This window comes from Marinomonas lutimaris, assembly GCF_019426345.1.
Taxonomy (GTDB): Bacteria; Pseudomonadota; Gammaproteobacteria; order Pseudomonadales; family Marinomonadaceae; genus Marinomonas; species Marinomonas lutimaris.
The window spans coordinates 1-16681 of sequence record NZ_JAHLLW010000034.1; the positions used below are offsets into that span (position 1 = coordinate 1).

The 16681-nt window shown below is 40.4% G+C and carries 14 protein-coding genes and 1 pseudogene; 10 read left to right on the top strand and 5 right to left on the bottom strand.

All coding sequences use genetic code 11. The features are described from left to right. Positions 1 to 232 precede the first annotated feature (232 nt). Together KPL72_RS20405 and KPL72_RS20410 are read left to right on the top strand one after the other, a co-directional pair. Positions 233 to 718 carry a DUF3015 domain-containing protein gene (locus KPL72_RS20405; RefSeq protein WP_212918126.1) on the top strand — a complete coding sequence of 162 codons (486 nt, stop codon included), beginning with the start codon at positions 233 to 235 and terminating at the stop codon, positions 716 to 718. A 117-nt stretch (positions 719 to 835) separates the two neighbouring features. Next, entirely contained in the window at positions 836 to 2713 is a 1878-nt protein-coding gene (locus tag KPL72_RS20410; protein ID WP_219704273.1) for an Lnb N-terminal periplasmic domain-containing protein, read from the top strand. Positions 2714 to 2756: 43 nt separating this feature from the next. Here the strand turns inward: KPL72_RS20410 and KPL72_RS20415 are convergent, their stop codons facing one another. Beyond that, positions 2757 to 3692 carry a LysR substrate-binding domain-containing protein gene (locus tag KPL72_RS20415; RefSeq protein WP_219704274.1) on the bottom strand — a complete coding sequence of 312 codons (936 nt, stop codon included), beginning with the start codon at positions 3690 to 3692 and terminating at the stop codon, positions 2757 to 2759. A 109-nt stretch (positions 3693 to 3801) separates the two neighbouring features. On the opposite strand from KPL72_RS20415, the gene KPL72_RS20420 reads away from it, so the two are divergent. After that, on the top strand, positions 3802 to 4710 hold the full coding sequence (locus tag KPL72_RS20420; RefSeq protein WP_219704275.1) for a DMT family transporter: 909 nt from the start codon (positions 3802 to 3804) through the stop codon (positions 4708 to 4710). Here the strand turns inward: KPL72_RS20420 and KPL72_RS20425 are convergent. Beyond that, complete coding sequence (locus KPL72_RS20425; protein WP_219704276.1) at positions 4696 to 5298, bottom strand: TetR/AcrR family transcriptional regulator; 603 nt, start codon at positions 5296 to 5298, stop codon at positions 4696 to 4698. The genes KPL72_RS20420 and KPL72_RS20425 overlap by 15 nt on opposite strands. A 117-nt stretch (positions 5299 to 5415) precedes the next feature. Here KPL72_RS20425 and KPL72_RS20430 point away from each other — a divergent pair, with 117 nt between their 5' ends. Next, on the top strand, positions 5416 to 7437 hold the full coding sequence (locus KPL72_RS20430) for an NADPH-dependent 2,4-dienoyl-CoA reductase (protein ID WP_219704277.1): 2022 nt from the start codon (positions 5416 to 5418) through the stop codon (positions 7435 to 7437). A 74-nt stretch (positions 7438 to 7511) separates the two neighbouring features. Here the strand turns inward: KPL72_RS20430 and KPL72_RS20435 are convergent, their stop codons facing one another. Continuing rightward, positions 7512 to 7865 (bottom strand): YkgJ family cysteine cluster protein, encoded by a 354-nt coding sequence (locus KPL72_RS20435; RefSeq protein WP_219704278.1) that lies wholly within the window; start codon positions 7863 to 7865, stop codon positions 7512 to 7514. A 200-nt stretch (positions 7866 to 8065) separates the two neighbouring features. Between KPL72_RS20435 and KPL72_RS20440 the strand changes: the two are divergent. Together KPL72_RS20440 and KPL72_RS20450 are read left to right on the top strand one after the other, a co-directional pair. Further along, positions 8066 to 9510 (top strand): annotated as a pseudogene (locus tag KPL72_RS20440) (phospholipase D-like domain-containing protein). Further along, a complete protein-coding gene (locus tag KPL72_RS20450) occupies positions 9440 to 10336 on the top strand; it encodes an endonuclease/exonuclease/phosphatase family protein (RefSeq protein ID WP_219704281.1) in 897 nt (298 codons plus the stop codon). The pseudogene KPL72_RS20440 and the gene KPL72_RS20450 overlap by 71 nt, the downstream one beginning before the upstream one ends. Positions 10337 to 10358: 22 nt before the next feature. On the opposite strand, the gene KPL72_RS20455 is transcribed toward KPL72_RS20450, so the two are convergent. Beyond that, the gene (locus KPL72_RS20455) at positions 10359 to 11711 is read right to left on the bottom strand and encodes a DUF2254 domain-containing protein (protein ID WP_219704282.1); all 1353 of its coding nucleotides are present in this window, start codon (positions 11709 to 11711) and stop codon (positions 10359 to 10361) included. A gap of 36 nt (positions 11712 to 11747) precedes the next feature. Further along, positions 11748 to 12272 (bottom strand): hypothetical protein, encoded by a 525-nt coding sequence (locus tag KPL72_RS20460; RefSeq protein ID WP_219704283.1) that lies wholly within the window; start codon positions 12270 to 12272, stop codon positions 11748 to 11750. 275 nt (positions 12273 to 12547) lie between these two features. Between KPL72_RS20460 and iscR the strand changes: the two genes are divergently transcribed. The 4 genes from iscR to sufD all read left to right on the top strand — a co-directional run bounded on the left by iscR (position 12548) and on the right by sufD (position 16609). Beyond that, positions 12548 to 13036: a Fe-S cluster assembly transcriptional regulator IscR gene (gene iscR, locus KPL72_RS20465; RefSeq protein WP_212918136.1), complete on the top strand. Its 489-nt coding sequence runs from the start codon at positions 12548 to 12550 to the stop codon at positions 13034 to 13036. 74 nt (positions 13037 to 13110) lie between these two features. Further along, positions 13111 to 14547 (top strand): Fe-S cluster assembly protein SufB, encoded by a 1437-nt coding sequence (gene sufB / locus KPL72_RS20470; RefSeq protein WP_072837701.1) that lies wholly within the window; start codon positions 13111 to 13113, stop codon positions 14545 to 14547. Between the two features lie 13 nt (positions 14548 to 14560). Next, on the top strand, positions 14561 to 15346 hold the full coding sequence (gene sufC, locus KPL72_RS20475; RefSeq protein ID WP_212918137.1) for a Fe-S cluster assembly ATPase SufC: 786 nt from the start codon (positions 14561 to 14563) through the stop codon (positions 15344 to 15346). A gap of 3 nt (positions 15347 to 15349) precedes the next feature. Beyond that, positions 15350 to 16609: a Fe-S cluster assembly protein SufD gene (gene sufD, locus KPL72_RS20480; protein WP_219704284.1), complete on the top strand. Its 1260-nt coding sequence runs from the start codon at positions 15350 to 15352 to the stop codon at positions 16607 to 16609. Positions 16610 to 16681 lie beyond the last annotated feature (72 nt).

Here is a 16681-nt window from a genome sequence, read left to right on the forward strand (position 1 = left end):
CCCCCAATATTGGTTGTCCAACTATTGGGGGTCACTTCAAACCTCTTCCACGTGTGGGGCTGAAAAAATTTAATAAAATAGAGATGTTAAATTTCTACCATCAAAAATAAATATATCGATATTTTATTGTAATTATTTGTCTGTACATACATTGTTATATATCAGTAAAATAAAGTGTCTTAATTGACTTCTTATCAGAGAGTAAATTCTCATCTATATAAAGGATATATATATGAAAAAGTTAGCATTATCACTTGTACTGGCTGGCATGTCAGCGACTTCTTTTGCAGCGGGTGGACATGGCCCAGCTGGTTGTGGTCTAGGTACTGAGTATGTTTTTAAAGATGCAGATGCTTGGTATGAGCATGTAATGGCTGCTACTACAAACGGTACATCTGGTAACCAAACTTTCGGTATGACTTCTGGTACGCTTGGTTGTGAAGACGCTAATGGTCCTCTTTCTGGTAGCGTTGCTGTTTTCTTGAATGAAAATCTTGAGCCTCTAGCTGTAGATATGGCTAAAGGTGATGGCGAAACTCTTAATGCATTTGCATCTTTGATGGGCGTAAAGCCTGAAGATAAAGCATTATTCAACTCTCAAATGAAGCAAAATTTTGATCAAATTTTTGCTTCAGCAAAAGTTACTCCAGTAACTGCGCATGAAGGGATTATGAACGTTATGTCTAACTCCCAAGAGTTGGCTAAGTACTTAGGCTAATTCTAATAATATTTTGCCAAATGAGAGTTATGTCTTTTAGAGACATATGCTCTCATTTTTTTTGTCTATGAAATGGTGGTTTTATCGTATTAACCCCCCTCTAAAAAGTAAGTTTATATGCGTTTTTTAGTTTTTTTATCGTCTGTACTATGTTGTTTATCAGTATTCGGGACTGAATCTAAACCAGTAAATGTAGACGACAGTGCTCTTACAGAGCTTGCACAAAAGCCTTTGTGGTTAGACTTACTGCATTACCACCAAATAGGTGTTATTTCGCCTAATGAAAGTCAGATAGATGATTCGAAGTTTTTTTTATCTCCCCAAGGTAAGATTGATCCTAAAGCTGAGCTAAAAGCGACCTTGATTGCATTTCAAACTCCATTTACAGGCGAAGATGTTAACCAAGCAAGTCAGTGTCTTTATCCAGCAAGGCTTAGTTGGCTGAAAAGTCAGAATCTTGGTATAAGCTTTATTGAGCCTGATTGCCCAGACTTTCAAGATTGGTATGGGAAATTAAATGGTGAAAGTATTTATCTGGTTTTCCCTGCTGCCTACTTAAATAGCCCTTCTTCTATGTATGGACACACATTATTAAGGATTAAAAAGAAAGGTAGTAATTCCCCCTTGTTAGATTACGCTGTCAACTATGCCGCGAATGCTGATCCAAATGATAACCAATTAGTCTTTAGTTATAAGGGGCTTTCAGGTGGCTATCCAGGTGTTATCTCAGTAACGCCTTACTATGAAAAAGTAAAAGAGTATAATTTTTTAGAAAGTAGAGACATTTGGGAATATAAATTGAATTTAACTCAGCAAGAGGTAGATCAGTTTATTCGACACGTATGGGAAGTACGTAATACCTATATGGAATATTATTTCTTTTCAGAGAATTGCTCTTATCAATTATTAGCTATGTTGGATGCTAGTAGTGACCGTTTGAATACTACTAAAAACTTTAATTACTGGGCTATACCAGCAGACACAGTAAGAGAGCTAAAAGATGCTGGTATTTTACAAGATGTAAGTTATCGTCCATCTGTTGTTGCTCAAATGGAGCATATGCTAGATGAGCTAACTCATGAACAAGTAGACCAAGTAAAAGCACTGGTGTTAAATGAGCAGCTTTCGCTGGAAGGCTTATCTGATTTTAGCGAAGATGAGCAAGCACAGATACTTGAGGTTGCTTACCAATATAGTCGCTATCTTTCTGCTAGAGAAAAATCTACATTAACTTATTTGAATTCACGTTCTATTAAACTCCTGTCTCTGCGTAGTAAATACGATACAACGAATGTGTTTTTACCTATTAAAACTCCTGAGATTAGAGATGATGAAGGCCATAAAACACAACGACTTGGTCTTACTTTAGGAGAGGCTGAAGGTGATTACTTCACTCAAATCGAGTATCGCCCGTCTTACCATGATTTGTTAGATGCCAAAGGCGGTTACCTCGAAGGTGCTGAATTATCTATGTTCAGTGGTAGCCTAAGTGTAAGTGAAGATGAAAGCCTTCGTATTGAAGAAATATCTTTTATTAATATCCGCTCGTTAGCACCTTCTAATGCATTGGTTACCCCTAAGTCTTGGCAAATAAATGCTTCTTTAGTGAGAGATTTTGCTATTGATGATGCGATGGTATTCCGCTTAAAAGGAGGGGCTGGGGTTACTGAGAAAGTGTCAAATCATTTATTTACCCTTCTTATAAATGGTAGTGCTTCTGCTAGCGATAAGTATCAAGATACTTATCGACAAAAATATAAAGTCCAAGTAGGGCCACAGCTGCAATGGCTTTACTCAGGCGAAACTCATCGGCTAATGGCTTCTTATGAGTATCTTGATGACATTGACCATCATGAAAAAACTCTCAAAATAGGTAAAATTGAATGGTCTTACTTGGTTGATCCTGATTGGCAAGTTCGTATAAAACTTGAGCAGAAAAAGCAAGACAACTTAAAACAAAATATAGCTCAAGTATCATTATTACACTATTTTTAAAGGGTAAAGAGGCTACGATGAAATTAACTAAGATAATGAAATACTAGTTAGTAAGATTTTTAGCCTCTTTTTTTAGCCAGTTTCTTAAAGACCTTATTGCATCTTCATCCTTTCTACTTTCTTTGTAAGCTATATAGAAGTTGTCTCCAGTCTTGAATGAGCTGCAAGGGAGTCTTATTAGAGTTGTTTCATCATGTTTTTCACTCATCATGTAGTCATTTACAAGTGCGATCCCTAACGAGTGTTTTGCGGCTTCATAAGCCAGCATAAGGTGACTGAATCGATGAAATTGAATGTGTTCAGGTAATGGGTGTTTTAAATTAGCAAACCACCGCTTCCAGTCTTCTATGTGACGATCGTAGATGCTGTATGAAGTAATAAGTGGGAATTGAGCAAGTGAACTAGGAGTCGAGCTTAATTTACTTACTAGCTCTTGATGGGTTATTGCTCCCAATTTATTCTTAATCGTCTCAAAATAGCTTTGACTGCAAACAGGAAAGAGCTCTTCTTGATAGAGAGATTCAAATAGAAATCCTCGTTTTCCTTTTTCTGTGGTGATAAAAAAGTCTGCAGTTCGATCAGAAAGGTCCGGAGTGCCATGACTCATTTCAATGCTTAGTTCTAGGTTTGGATATAAGTGCTTCAGTTCTGGAAGTCTTGGGATAAGCCAATAGACGGCAAATGAGCTGTATACAGCTAATCTGATATGTGTTTTTTGTTGACCTTTAATGTGGTTTGTCGCCTCTTCAATTTGCAATAATGAATTGCTGATAGAGTCTAGATAATGCTTCCCTTCCTTTGTTAATTCTAGATTTCGTCCTTGCCTATGGAACAGGCTTTCACCTAGGTGATTTTCTAAGATTCTTATCTGATGCGAAATTGCACTCTGGCTGACGTTGAGTTCATTAGCGGCCAGAGAAAAACTGTTTAGCCTAGCAACAGCTTCGAAGACAGGAAGTGATTTTAGAGGAGGGAGCATATTTAATTATCCAAATAACTAATACTTAAAGTAAATATATCATTTTATCTAATGATATAAACTCATTATCCTGATAAAACTAAAAGAATAAATGTCTAGGAGATAAGTTGTGTCGGGTCGTACAGTAAGTAGTGCTATTTTGATTCTTGTGTTAGGGAGCTTTTTTGCGACCTTGTGCGATGTCTTTATTAAGATGGCGGGCGTCGATGTTGCTATTTTTCAGTTTACTTTTTTCCGTGCTGTCTTCATGTGTCTTATTCTGTGTCCTATCGCAGTTGCTAAATACTTGCGTTCACCTAGGTCAATGGCAACCTTGGGTTTAAAGTGGCATTTTATTCGAGGGAATATATGGGTTTTAGCAGCCATTCTTCTCGTTATCTCCTTAGCTGAATTGCCTTTAGCGACAGCCAATGCAGTGTTTTACACAGCACCTATTCTAATAATGCTTTTTGGCGCTTTTTTCTATAAAGAGCGCTTAACCGTGGATGTGGTACTTGCTGCTGTATTGGGATTTATTGGAACTTTAATTATTTTGAGGCCTACTGAAGTGACGTTCGCCATGATCAGTGCGATTCTTTTCGCGGTTGTACTAGCGGCAAATAGCTTATTGATTAAAAAGCTGCCTCAAGAACAAAGTATGCTTTATGGTTTATTTGTTACTCAGCTTTTTGCTTTGCCTCTGGCTGGTGGTTTAGCGTTTTGGGAGGGAGAAACGTTTGAACTTGAAATCTTGATTTACGCGGCAATATCTTCAATTTGCTCTATTTTATACAGTGTGTCCTGCCTCATTGGATATCGTTATGTGGCGTCGAGTAAAGTGACTAGCGCAGAATACTCAGGGCTGATTTTTGCATTTTTGCTAGGTTGGTGGATCTTTGGAGAAACACCTGATCTATGGGTTTTTGTTGGATCACTTTTTGTTATTACTCCGTTGCTGTATTTAAGCCATAGAGATATTAGACGATTACGTAAAGAACAATTAATGTCTAATACTCGATCCAATTTAGGCGCTGGCTGAGCAAAGGTTTTTAATCATTTGCTCAACCATGTCTGACAAGTCTTCCGTATCTAAATAGATACCATCTATAAACAGTCGGGCTAGTCCGTGAAGGCTAGCCCAAGTAGTTTGTCCAATTCTGAGTGGAGTATTGTTGCTTGGAAGGATATTTTGCTCTTGTAACTCTTCCACCCAATCAATCCATGCTTTAAATGTTTGCTTAGAAGCTGCTTTTAGCGAGTCACTTGGATTGCCAGCTTTCCATAGCGTTCTGCCATACATAAGATCATAAGTTTCATTATGTTGAAGCGCATATTCTAAATAAGCGTGAACATATTTTTTGAAACCTTCTTCAGCGGTGTTTTTTTGTGCTCGCAAAGAGTGGAGCATTTTCGCTTGCTCGTAAAAACCTTGTTCTGCTAGTGCGCAAAGCAGCGCGTTTTTATCTTTGAAGTGATGGTAAGGCGCCGTTCTTGAAACACCAACAGTGTCTGCAAGTTTGCGCATACTTAGACTTTCGACGCCTTGTTCTTTGATGATTAAAGAGGCGGATTCAAGTAATGATTTGGTGAGATCACCGTGATGATACTGTGTTTTTAATGTCGACATGGGCTGATTAAATACTTCTATCTTGACAATGTCAAAATGAAAACCTATCTTGACAGTGTCAAAATTGCATGCGGACAGCTGCAATACCAAAAAATAATAAACAAAGTGAGTCAGATTATGAGCCATTCAACGTATCCACATTTATTTGAACCATTAGATCTAGGGTTTACTCAGCTAAAAAATAGAGTGCTGATGGGATCGATGCATTTAGGTTTAGAGGAAGTGAAGGGTGGAATCGAGCGAATGGCTGTATTTTATGCGGAACGTGCTCGTGGCGGAGTAGGGCTTATTGTTACTGGTGGCATTGCACCTAACTCTGAAGGTGCTGTTTACGCTGGTGCGGCGACAATGGCATCTGAGGAAGATGTTAAAAAGCATCGAATTATTACCGATGCAGTGCACGCAGAAGGCGGGAAAATATGCATGCAAATCTTGCATACGGGCCGATATGCTTATAATCCAAAACTGGTTGCGCCATCAGCCTTGCAGGCGCCGATTAATCCTTTTAAGCCTGAGGCGTTAACTCCAGAAGGCATTGAAAAGCAAATATCCGATTTTATCAATGCCGCTACTTTAGCTAAAAAAGCCGGTTATGACGGCGTTGAGGTGATGGGATCAGAAGGCTATCTGTTGAACCAATTTATTGCTGCTCGTACAAACCAACGTGAGGACGAGTGGGGTGGGGAGTACGATCATAGAATCAAGTTACCGACAGATATAGTGAGGCGAATTCGAGACGCCGTAGGCAGTGATTTTATTATTATCTACCGACTTTCTATGTTGGATCTTGTTGAAGGCGGTAGTGATCTTGAAGAAGTGGTTAAACTTGGTCTTGCTATCGAAAAAGCTGGCGCAAGTATCATTAGTACAGGGATTGGTTGGCACGAAGCGAGAGTGCCGACGATTGCTACCAAAGTGCCACGAGCGGCATTTACTTGGGTAACGGCAGAGCTGCGTAAATCCTTATCTGTTCCTTTGGTCACCTCTAATCGAATTAATACACCTGAAGTAGCGGAACAGGTTCTGGCTCGTGGCGATGCAGATATTGTGTCTATGGCGAGACCTTTCCTTGCCGACCCTGAATTTGTGATAAAAGCAGAGCAAAACCGTGCCGACGAAATTAATACCTGCATTGCTTGTAACCAAGCCTGTTTGGATCATGTGTTTGATCAAAAAATGACGTCTTGTTTGGTCAACCCAAGAGCATGTCATGAGACAGAGATCATTATCACACCAGCTGATTCTCCTAAGCGTATTGCCGTTGTTGGGGCTGGACCTGCAGGTTTGGCTTTTGCAACCACGGCAGCAAGACGCGGTCATATAGTTACTTTATATGATGCAGGCGATGAAATTGGTGGGCAATTTAATATCGCCAAACGCATTCCCGGTAAAGGCGAGTTTTATGAAACTTTGCGATATTTTGCGCGTCAGGTAGAACTGACAGGGGTTAATCTTCAATTGAATACTCGTGTTGATGGTGAACTTCTAAAAAAAGAGAAGTTTGACGAAGTTGTACTGGCAACCGGCATCTTACCTAGAACTCCGAAGATTGAAGGAGTAAAACATCAAAAAGTACTGAGTTACTTAGATGTGATGAGTGGTCACCCTGTTGGTAAACGAGTTGCCGTTATTGGCGCCGGTGGCATTGGTTTTGATATCAGCGAGTATTTAATTCATTCGGTAACTCATAAAGAACAAAAGATTGAGGACTTCATGACTCAGTGGGGCGTGGATATGAGTTTTTCCGCTCGTGGTGGCGTGGAAGGTATCAAACCTGTGTTTGCAAAAGCTGAGCGTGAGGTTTTCTTATTACAACGTAAGAAAAGCAAAGTGGGGGCTAACTTAGGCAAAACGACAGGCTGGATTCATCGTACAGAATTGTCGAAAAAAGGTGTCGTTTTTTTATCAGATTGTGATTATCAACGAATTGATGACGAAGGGCTGCATTTAACGGTAAATGGCGAAGCTCGTTGCCTTGAGGTGGATACGATTGTTGTGTGCGCAGGGCAAGAGCCAAATCGATTATTAGAGGGTGAAATTGGTCATGCGGTGCACTTTATCGGTGGTGCTGATGTGGCTTCTGAATTGGATGCGAAACGGGCTATTAAACAGGGGACCTTGTTGGCTTGCTCGTTATAATTAGGCAAAAGGATTAGAGAGTGATGGTTAAAGATATTGATTCATCACTCTCATTATTTATTAAGCATGAATATTTACACTAACACTTGCCTAGTCGTGGCTATGTAGTAATGAACTTGATCCTCAATTTTAGAATCAACCATGGTTTCTGGACCACAATCATTAGGGCAGGCCATTTTGGGAGTGGTGCCGAAAAGTCGGCAAATTAGTGGGCGCTCATCGTACACCTCGCAACCATTTGGTCCTAAGTGAACGCAATTGAGCTTTTCTAAAGCCGCATCGTGCTCTGCATCTGATTTAATCGGCAGACGTAACATTTCTTCCGAAGAGGCTGTGACAGGCCCGCAACAATCGTGACAGCCCGGTTTGCATTTGAAGGTCGGTATTCGCTCACGCAGTCGTGCAATAATCTCTCGGTCATTGGTCATATATTCCTGCCTTTAGGTCGCTGTTTTAGCACTATTACAGATACGGTGAGCTTATTTTTTTGTCAGAATTCCTCGTAAGCCTTCTGTAAATTACTTTATCTCGGTGATTAATGCTGTAACTTATCACTATAAAACACGTGATTAAAGCTGAAGTTATTGTCGAATATCATACTGATAGCACATTATTTGAGTTGAGGTTTATGCAATTATTTGAAGCATTGGTTGAATTAATTAGTTTCCACTGGGTAACTATCATCGTTGTTGTGCATATTGGCTTGTCTGTTGTGACGTCTTTGCATGTGCTGTTGTTTAAAGAAAACGAACGTACTTCTCTTGCTTGGATTGGCCTTGTTATATTTTCGCCTGTGCTAGGCAGTTTGTTCTATTGGTTGTTTGGTATAAACCGTATCAAGCGTATAGCAAAGAGGGAGCACCCTCAAAAACTGAGGCAAGATTTTCGTTACCAAGAGGATTGTATTGATTTTCATGGACAGCCTGAACACTGGCACTCGTCGATTATTGCTGGATACACCATTCATCCAGTGAATTATGTTGATGATAATAGTATCGAGCTTCTTGTTAATGGCGATAATGCTTATCCAGCAATGATTAAATCCATTCAAGCAGCAAAACATCATATTGTGTTATCTAGCTATATATTTGATTACGACTCATTAGGTCGGAAGTTTGTTACGGCATTGGCGCAGGCACAAGAACGAGGTGTAGTTGTTCATGTATTGTTAGATGGGATAGGGGTGGGCTACAGCTGGCGTAAATCTGATAGGGCATTAAAGCGACGAGGCGTGAGAACTGCTCAATTTTTACCTGCAATTTCATTGACGAGTATTCGTTTCATTAACCTAAGAAACCACAGGAAAATACTCTGTGTCGATGGTGAAGAAGCTTATATTGGTGGTATGAATATCAGTAAAAGTAATCTGGTTAACTCTGCAAAACACCCGATAGATGATGTCCATTTTAAGATAACTGGTCCTGTTATTGATCAGATTGGCCAAGTTTTTATAGAAGACTGGTTTTTTGCAACAAGAGAGTTGATTCAATTTCCTTCCTATAGCCCAAGCACTCCGAAGGTAAAAAATGATAAATCCGTTGTCGCTAGAGTCATTCAAGATGGCCCAGATGAGCATCATAATAGGATACGTTGGACATTAATTAACGCACTCGTTTGTGCGCAAAAAAGCGTTAAGATCATTACTCCTTATTTTATTCCTGACCAAACATTAATGACATCTCTTCATGCTGCGGCTTTGCGTGGCGTATCTGTTGAAATTGTTGTGCCGGAGCATAGCAATATTCTATTTGTTGATTGGGTTATGGAAGCTAATTATCCAAGAATTATAGAGCACGGTATAAAAATAAGCGACCGTTTGATCACAGTAAAATAGTGCTTATTGATGATGTCTGGTCATTTATAGGTTCCACTAATTGGGACGCCAGAAGTTTAGAGTTTAACTTTGAAATCAATTTAGAATGTTTTGATACGAATCTGAATACGCAGCTTACGGAATTGTTTGAGTCCAAAAAATTCAATGCTGAGCGTGTGTTAGAAGAGGATGTTCGTGGATTGTCTATTTACAAGAAAGTTCGTAATAACTTATTTCGTCTGTTTTCTCCATATTTGTAATGCGACCTCTTGTTCGCCGTCATTATCATTTTTAAGGGCTGTTTTTATTATGATGAAAAGTCGTTATAGCACCGTTGAATCGTTAAAAATAATGGGTAGCGCTTCGAAACAGGTGATAGGGCCAGATATCAAGGTATTGTTGTGGAATGTCTTTAAATGCAAACGAAAGGGCTGGCAGAATGATTTTACTTCTCTTATCGACGATAAAGATTTAATCCTGTTGCAAGAAGCCATTCTAAACTCGCCCTTTGACGAAATGTTTAATCATTCTTCTCAACATCAGTGGATTATGGCGAGCAGCTTTAAAAACGTAAAATCTAACATTGAAACGGGTGTTAAAACCGGATCAAGCGTTGTGGCAAATAAGCATTTTTTTTCAGCATCTACTCATAGTGAACCTATTACCAAAACCAAAAAAATGGTGTTAGCGACCGAGTATCCGTTAGCGAGTACAGTAGAATCTTCTCTTGAGCAGTCGTTGCTCGTTATCAATACTCACATGATTAACTTTGTTTCTTTCGAAAAATTCAGAGCGCATCTTGATCAAGCTTTTCAGACTCTAGAGCATCATAGTGGTCCGATATTATTGGCCGGTGACTTTAATACTTGGAACAAAAAAAGAATGCAGTATTTTGATGAGCTTGCTATGTCATGTTCGTTAAAAGAGGTAAATATCACGCGTCAACCAAGATTAGGTCATTTATTCCGTCACCTTGATCATATCTATTGTCGTGGGCTCGACATTACCGATGTGCATGTTCATACAGATATTCATTCTTCTGATCACTACCCAATCAGTTTGTCACTTCGTTTCGCAGACGATTAGGTTTTTTTCGCTGTCGGTTTTTTTATACATTATCTAATAGTTTACTCAAGGCTTGTAGGCGAACGGAGACTTCCTTTCTGTCCAAATCTACTAGTTGCTGTTGCTCTAATCCATGTTCGATCATGAGCTTCTGATGACGGACAAAAGACCAATGAGTTGCATGATTTGCTTGTTCAGCAATACGAATTAAACCTTCCAATTGACGTAATCGCACAGCTAGGCACGACTGTGAATATTGGCGGATTTGATCAAAAGCAATGTTCGCTAGATTTTCGAATGATGTCGTTTTGTAGGTTATTCTCTCTATGCCATTTTCATTATAGGTAATGCCTTCAGGGAAGTTTTTTTGAGTCAAATCGCAAATCGCTGCCGTGAGTTTATCAATGCAGGCGATGGCCGAATAGGGATCGTTTATGCCGGGAGAAAGGGCTCTTAAGGCAATCTCAACTAATTGATGAACGGCAAATTCTGGGTCTTGTATCGGTGTGCGTTTGGGTCCCAACGTGAAGCACTCGTGCAGTCTTTGTTCATCCTCTACTGAAAAGTTTTCGATGTCGCTTGTCATCACAATCATGCGGTTGACGACAAAATCGCCCGGATTAACTGAAATATCCAGATGACCGTTTAGTTTGTTCATTAAGTCAGTTAGGTTCGCGTAGTTTATGGCTTGAATGTAACCACATGAATGGCTCTTGAATTTGAACTGTTTTCTATTGTTTTTTGTTTGCGTTGAATCTTTGGACTGGTTTTTGTTAGCAGAGGAGCAGGTGTCTTCTTCCTCTTTTTGCTGTTTAAATATCTGATTGATGCTGTCTTGCAGTTCTTTATAAACGTTGTCTATGACGCTGTCAGATTGCAGGTTGAGAGAAACATGGTGAATAAAGTAGATTAGCAGAAGAATGCCGAACAGTGTCATAGCAATTGCGCCAGCAATAGTAAGACCCGGAAGGAAGTCTCCACCGGCAAAATCATCGGTTGTTCGAACCAGAATCAGGCAGTATACAAATAATGAGATAAAGGCGCCGAGTACGACTTGGGTGCTAGAGTCTTCCATAAAGTTACGTATTAACCTCGGGCCAAATTGGGACGAGGCGTTAGTCAGGGCAACAATGGTAATAGAGAAGGTGATACTGACGACAGTCATGACACTAGCAGCAACCGTAGTGAGAAGGTCTCGAGTAATACTTGCATCGGCGTGGTATAAAAAATTCAACCAACTTAACGAGTTTAGGCCTGCGTATAGATCAATGAGCAGCAGTGATATGCAGCCTAAAATGGTGAGTGATAAAATCAAACATGGAGTAAACCAGAAGCTGGTTTTAACAGCATCATACACTTTTAATATGTTGGTATTTTTTATCGTTGATAATGGCAAAAGGATACGTCCTTGTTTGTTGTTTAAAATTGGCGGTTACTGACTTTTTTCGTTTGGCTCGCCAGTCTTTAGTAGTTTTAGTAGGTCTTCTCTTTCTATGCTGCCTTTTAGTGCCAAGTCCAGCTGATATTGATATTCGTCATTCCAATCTGTGGTCCTTGGACTGAGCGCCGCAAGATCTCCCATGGCTGACTTCATAACCTTCAAAAAAGCCTGAATATTTCGTTCTTGGTTGACCAAAATGTTTTTTAATGCGGTTGCGCTGCTGTGTCTTAGATAGAGTTTAAGTACATCATTTTGTTCTTTGATCGCTTTTATTTTGGCGTCTTGCTTAGAAAGTGATTGCTCAAAATTTGAGAGTACAGCACTTTGCTCTGTGATCTTTTCGGTGACTAGGACGTCTTCTTTCGAAGATTGGACAAGAAAGTAAGTAACGCCAGAAGAAGCGGCAACACTAAAAATAAAACATAGAAAAAAAGCGATAATAAGCATGATTGGCTTTTTTTTAGGCTTAGGCACTTCTTCCTGAATTTTTTTCTCATCATTAGGTTTTGATGGCATGGTATTTCCTTTTTATTCTATTCACATATCGAAATTAATAGTGTGCTTGTTTGTCTGAAAAGGACAAGGCTTTTGTTAACTATGATTCTACCGAATAGTGATGATGCTCTTTTAAAGGCATTCCACAGTTTAGTTTTTTTCTTAGTGCGCGTAAAATATGCACGGATTATTACACGTGAGTAATAACCTACTAAAATAGTCAGGTAAATACTTGATAAAAACAGTAGGTTTTGTGTACTATTTGCACTCACTGAATAATTTTAATTGGATAGCTTATGCGCCTGACAACAAAAGGTCGTTATGCGGTAACCGCCATGCTCGATCTGGCATTGCATTCGGATCAAGGGCCAGTGTCTTTATCTGATATTTCGAGTCGACAAGGGATATCGTTATCTTATCTTGAGCAGCTGTTTTCCAAACTGCGTAAAAAGTCATTGGTAAACAGTGTGAGAGGCCCCGGCGGTGGATACCGTTTAAGTCGTTCGAATAATGATATTTTTGTTGCGCAAATAGTCGACGCTGTTAACGAGTCAGTCGATGCAACAGGTTGTAAAGGACGAAGTGATTGCCAAAGTGGTAACACGTGTCTTACCCACCATTTGTGGTGTGATTTAAGTGATCAAATACACGATTTTTTAAATCAAATTAGCCTAGATCAACTGGTACGTCGAAATGATGTGCGCCAAGTTGCTGAACGGCAAGAATTCGAAAGCCGACAACGTTGTCTTGAAAGTGACAAAATTAGCGCGGCCATTGTTGATTAAATCGAGAATAAATTAGTAGAGCTTAATGCACTGATTCACAGTGCGTTAGTGACTATAATTGAGTGAGTTTTTATATGACTGAGCAGATAGATAAGGCGCTAGCACGGGAGTACGAAGCTGGTTTTGTGTCTGATGTAGAATCAGAAACATTTGAGCCTGGTTTGGATGAAAATGTAATCCGACGTATTTCTGAAATGAAAGGCGAGCCTGAATGGATGCTCGAATGGCGCCTGAGCGCATTTCGTGAATGGTTAGAAATGGAAGAGCCTGAATGGGCTTTGGTCGATTACCCGAAAATAGATTTCCAGTCTATTTCTTACTATTCGGCTCCAAAAAGTATGAAAGATAAGCCTAAGTCTTTGGACGAGGTTGATCCTGAATTACTACGTACTTATGAAAAACTTGGCATTCCTCTGATAGAGCAACAAATGTTGGCCGGCATCGCAGTTGATGCGGTATTTGACTCTGTTTCTGTTGTGACCACATTCCGTGAAAAGCTAGAAGAAGCGGGCGTTATTTTTTGCCCAATTTCAGAGGCTCTTCACAAATATCCTGATCTTGTTAAAAAGTACATCGGTAGCGTTGTTCCTAAGAAAGACAACTATTATGCCGCGTTGAACTGTGCTGTATTTACTGATGGTTCTTTTGTTTACATCCCTAAAGGCACTCGCTGCCCAATGGAGTTGTCTACTTACTTCCGTATCAACGAACAAAATACTGGCCAATTCGAGCGCACTTTAATTATTGCGGATGAAGGTAGCCACGTAAGTTATCTTGAAGGTTGTACTGCGCCACAACGTGATGAAAATCAACTGCATGCAGCTGTTGTAGAGTTAGTTGCTATGGATAATGCTGAGATTAAATACTCAACGGTTCAAAACTGGTATCCAGGTGATGAGAACGGCAAAGGCGGTATTTACAATTTTGTAACCAAACGCGGTATTTGCCATACCAATGCCAAAATCTCTTGGACGCAAGTAGAGACAGGTTCTTCTGTTACTTGGAAGTACCCAAGCTGTATTTTGAAAGGCGATAATAGTGTTGGTGAGTTTTACTCGGTTGCCTTGACTCGTGGTCGTCAGCAAGCAGATACGGGTACTAAGATGATTCATATTGGTAAAAATACCAAGTCTACAATCATTTCTAAAGGTATCTCTGCAGGTCGAAGTAATAACAGTTACCGTGGTCTTGTTCGTATGAACCCAGGTGCCGAAGGTGCACGTAACTTTACTCAGTGTGACTCTTTGTTGATTGGTGATCAGTGCGGAGCGCACACTTTCCCTTATGTAGAAAGTCGTAATCCTTCTGCAATTATTGAGCATGAAGCAACGACATCGAAAGTCAGTGACGAGCAGATGTTCTTATGTCGTCAGCGTGGCCTTGATCCTGAAAAAGCCGTATCCATGATTGTGAATGGCTTCTGTAAGGAAGTATTTAAAGAATTACCAATGGAATTTGCTGTTGAAGCGGGCAAGTTACTAGAAATAAGCCTTGAAGGCTCAGTAGGTTAAGGAATTATTAAAGATGTCGAACACGAAAAGTTTGTTGACGATAAAAGATTTGCACGCCAGCGTTGAAGAAAAACAGATCATCAAAGGGTTGGATTTAAATATCAAACCGGGTGAAGTGCACGCGATCATGGGGCCAAATGGCGCTGGTAAAAGCACACTTGGTTATGTTCTATCAGGTCGTGATGGTTACACTGTAGATAGTGGTAGCGTGACGCTTGATGGTGAGGATTTGTTGGAAATGGAAACGGAAGACCGTGCTCGTGCTGGTTTGTTCTTAGCGTTCCAATATCCAGTCGAAATTCCTGGTGTGAGCAATTTAGAATTTTTAAAAGCGTCAGTAGATGCGCAGCGTCAAGCACGTGGCGAAGACGCCATTACTTCTGCTGATTTTTTGAAAGAAGCCAAAGCGGCTTGTAAACAAGTGAACTTGCCAGTGGCTTTCTTGAAGCGTGGTGTTAATGAAGGCTTCTCTGGTGGTGAGAAAAAGCGTAATGAGCTAATGCAAATGTTATTGCTGAAGCCAAAGCTTTGCATCCTAGATGAAACCGATTCTGGTTTGGATATCGATGCATTGCAAGTGGTTGCTGAAGGTGTAAATAGCCAGCGTTCTGCTGATCGTAGCTTTATTGTTGTGACCCATTACCAGCGTCTTTTGGATTATATTAAGCCTGACTTCGTGCATGTATTGTCTGACGGTAAAATCGTTAAGAGTGGCGATGCTTCCCTTGCTCTTGAGTTAGAGGCTCAAGGTTACGCTTGGTTGCAGAAAGAGCCAGCTGAAGACGAACTTGAGGGGTAATGCATGAGTGAATGGTTAGAAAGCGCCATTGCTCGAGCGCAAGGTATCAATGATTGGCTTGCTCCCAAGCGAGCTCACGCACTTGAACTTTTAGCAAATACCAAATGGCCAACACGTAAAACTGAAGCGTGGCGTTACACGCCACTTCGCCCAGTAGAGCGTACCCAAGCCAAAGTAATAAGTGATAAAGTTGATTTGTCGCCAGTTAGCATTGCGGATTTATCTGCTATTGAATTGGTATTTGTAAACGGTCAGTTTGATCAAGCTCAATTGGTGAAAACTTTACCTGAAGGCTTGTCTATCTCCTTGGGCGGTGATTTAGGTTCGGCTGAACAAACTGATGCACTAAGTGTTTTTTCAACTATTAAACCTGAGCGTCATATCTTTGGTCTAGTAAACGATGCGCTAGCACAAGATGTTGTCGTTGTGACTGTTGCGGAAGGAGTTGAGATTACTCAACCGATTCGTATTAGTTCTTTGCTAAGTCAAGGTGCGGAATCTCATACGCGTGTTCAAGTTGCTCTGGCGGCGGGTTCGCGATTAACCGTTATTGAAGATGTTCAAGCGCAAGGTGAGAGCTTCAACACAGCATTTGTTGAATACAATGTGGCGGCCAATGCACGTCTAGAGCATTATCGTTTTGCGTTACAAACAGGTAGCAATGTTGCTATCGGCGGTAGTCATTTTAACTTGCACGACCATGCGAAAATGAACAGCACGATTGTTGGTTTTGGTAGTGATTTGTCTCGTTTAGACACAGACATTATTCATGCGGGTGAATTTGCAGACGCCAAGCTAAATGCCATGTATTTACTGGATGGCAAAGAACTGTTTGATCTTCATGCGACCGTTGAACACGCTAAGCCAAACGGTAAAACCGAAGAAAACGTTCGTTGTATCGTCGCAGATCGTGCGCGCGCTGTCTTTAATGGTCGCATTCATATTCACCGTGATGCGCAGAAAACCTTGGCAGAGCTAAACAACCGCAACTTATTGTTATCTGATAAGGCCGAGATTAATACCAAGCCTGAGCTAGAGATTTACGCTGACGATGTAAAATGTGCTCATGGTGCGACGGTTGCTCAGATTGATAAACAAGCTTTGTATTACTTGCAGACTCGCGGTGTGAGTCGTTCGAAGGCGCAAGTCATGCTTAACTTTGGTTTTATTAACGAGTTGATTGATTTAATGCCAAATGCGGCGTTAGCGGAGTGGATTCGTCCTATTATCCGTGAGCGTTTTGCGCAAATGGAAGTGAAATAAGCGAGAATCGAATGAGTTTTGATGTAGCGGCTATCCGCGAGCAATTTCCGATTTTAAAACGCGTAATTGACG

What these genes read in the sequence shown, in the direction of transcription:
- KPL72_RS20415 (WP_219704274.1), bottom strand. Translation starts at nt 3,692, where the DNA reads ATGCTCCCTCCTCTAAAATCACTTCCTGTCTTCGAAGCTGTTGCTAGG.
- sufC (WP_212918137.1), top strand. Translation starts at nt 14,561, where the DNA reads ATGTCGAACACGAAAAGTTTGTTGACGATAAAAGATTTGCACGCCAGC.
- sufD (WP_219704284.1), top strand. Translation starts at nt 15,350, where the DNA reads ATGAGTGAATGGTTAGAAAGCGCCATTGCTCGAGCGCAAGGTATCAAT.
- KPL72_RS20410 (WP_219704273.1), top strand. Translation starts at nt 836, where the DNA reads ATGCGTTTTTTAGTTTTTTTATCGTCTGTACTATGTTGTTTATCAGTA.
- KPL72_RS20430 (WP_219704277.1), top strand. Translation starts at nt 5,416, where the DNA reads ATGAGCCATTCAACGTATCCACATTTATTTGAACCATTAGATCTAGGG.
- KPL72_RS20405 (WP_212918126.1), top strand. Translation starts at nt 233, where the DNA reads ATGAAAAAGTTAGCATTATCACTTGTACTGGCTGGCATGTCAGCGACT.
- sufB (WP_072837701.1), top strand. Translation starts at nt 13,111, where the DNA reads ATGACTGAGCAGATAGATAAGGCGCTAGCACGGGAGTACGAAGCTGGT.
- KPL72_RS20460 (WP_219704283.1), bottom strand. Translation starts at nt 12,272, where the DNA reads ATGCCATCAAAACCTAATGATGAGAAAAAAATTCAGGAAGAAGTGCCT.
- KPL72_RS20435 (WP_219704278.1), bottom strand. Translation starts at nt 7,865, where the DNA reads ATGACCAATGACCGAGAGATTATTGCACGACTGCGTGAGCGAATACCG.
- KPL72_RS20425 (WP_219704276.1), bottom strand. Translation starts at nt 5,298, where the DNA reads ATGTCGACATTAAAAACACAGTATCATCACGGTGATCTCACCAAATCA.
- KPL72_RS20450 (WP_219704281.1), top strand. Translation starts at nt 9,440, where the DNA reads ATGTTCGTGGATTGTCTATTTACAAGAAAGTTCGTAATAACTTATTTC.
- iscR (WP_212918136.1), top strand. Translation starts at nt 12,548, where the DNA reads ATGCGCCTGACAACAAAAGGTCGTTATGCGGTAACCGCCATGCTCGAT.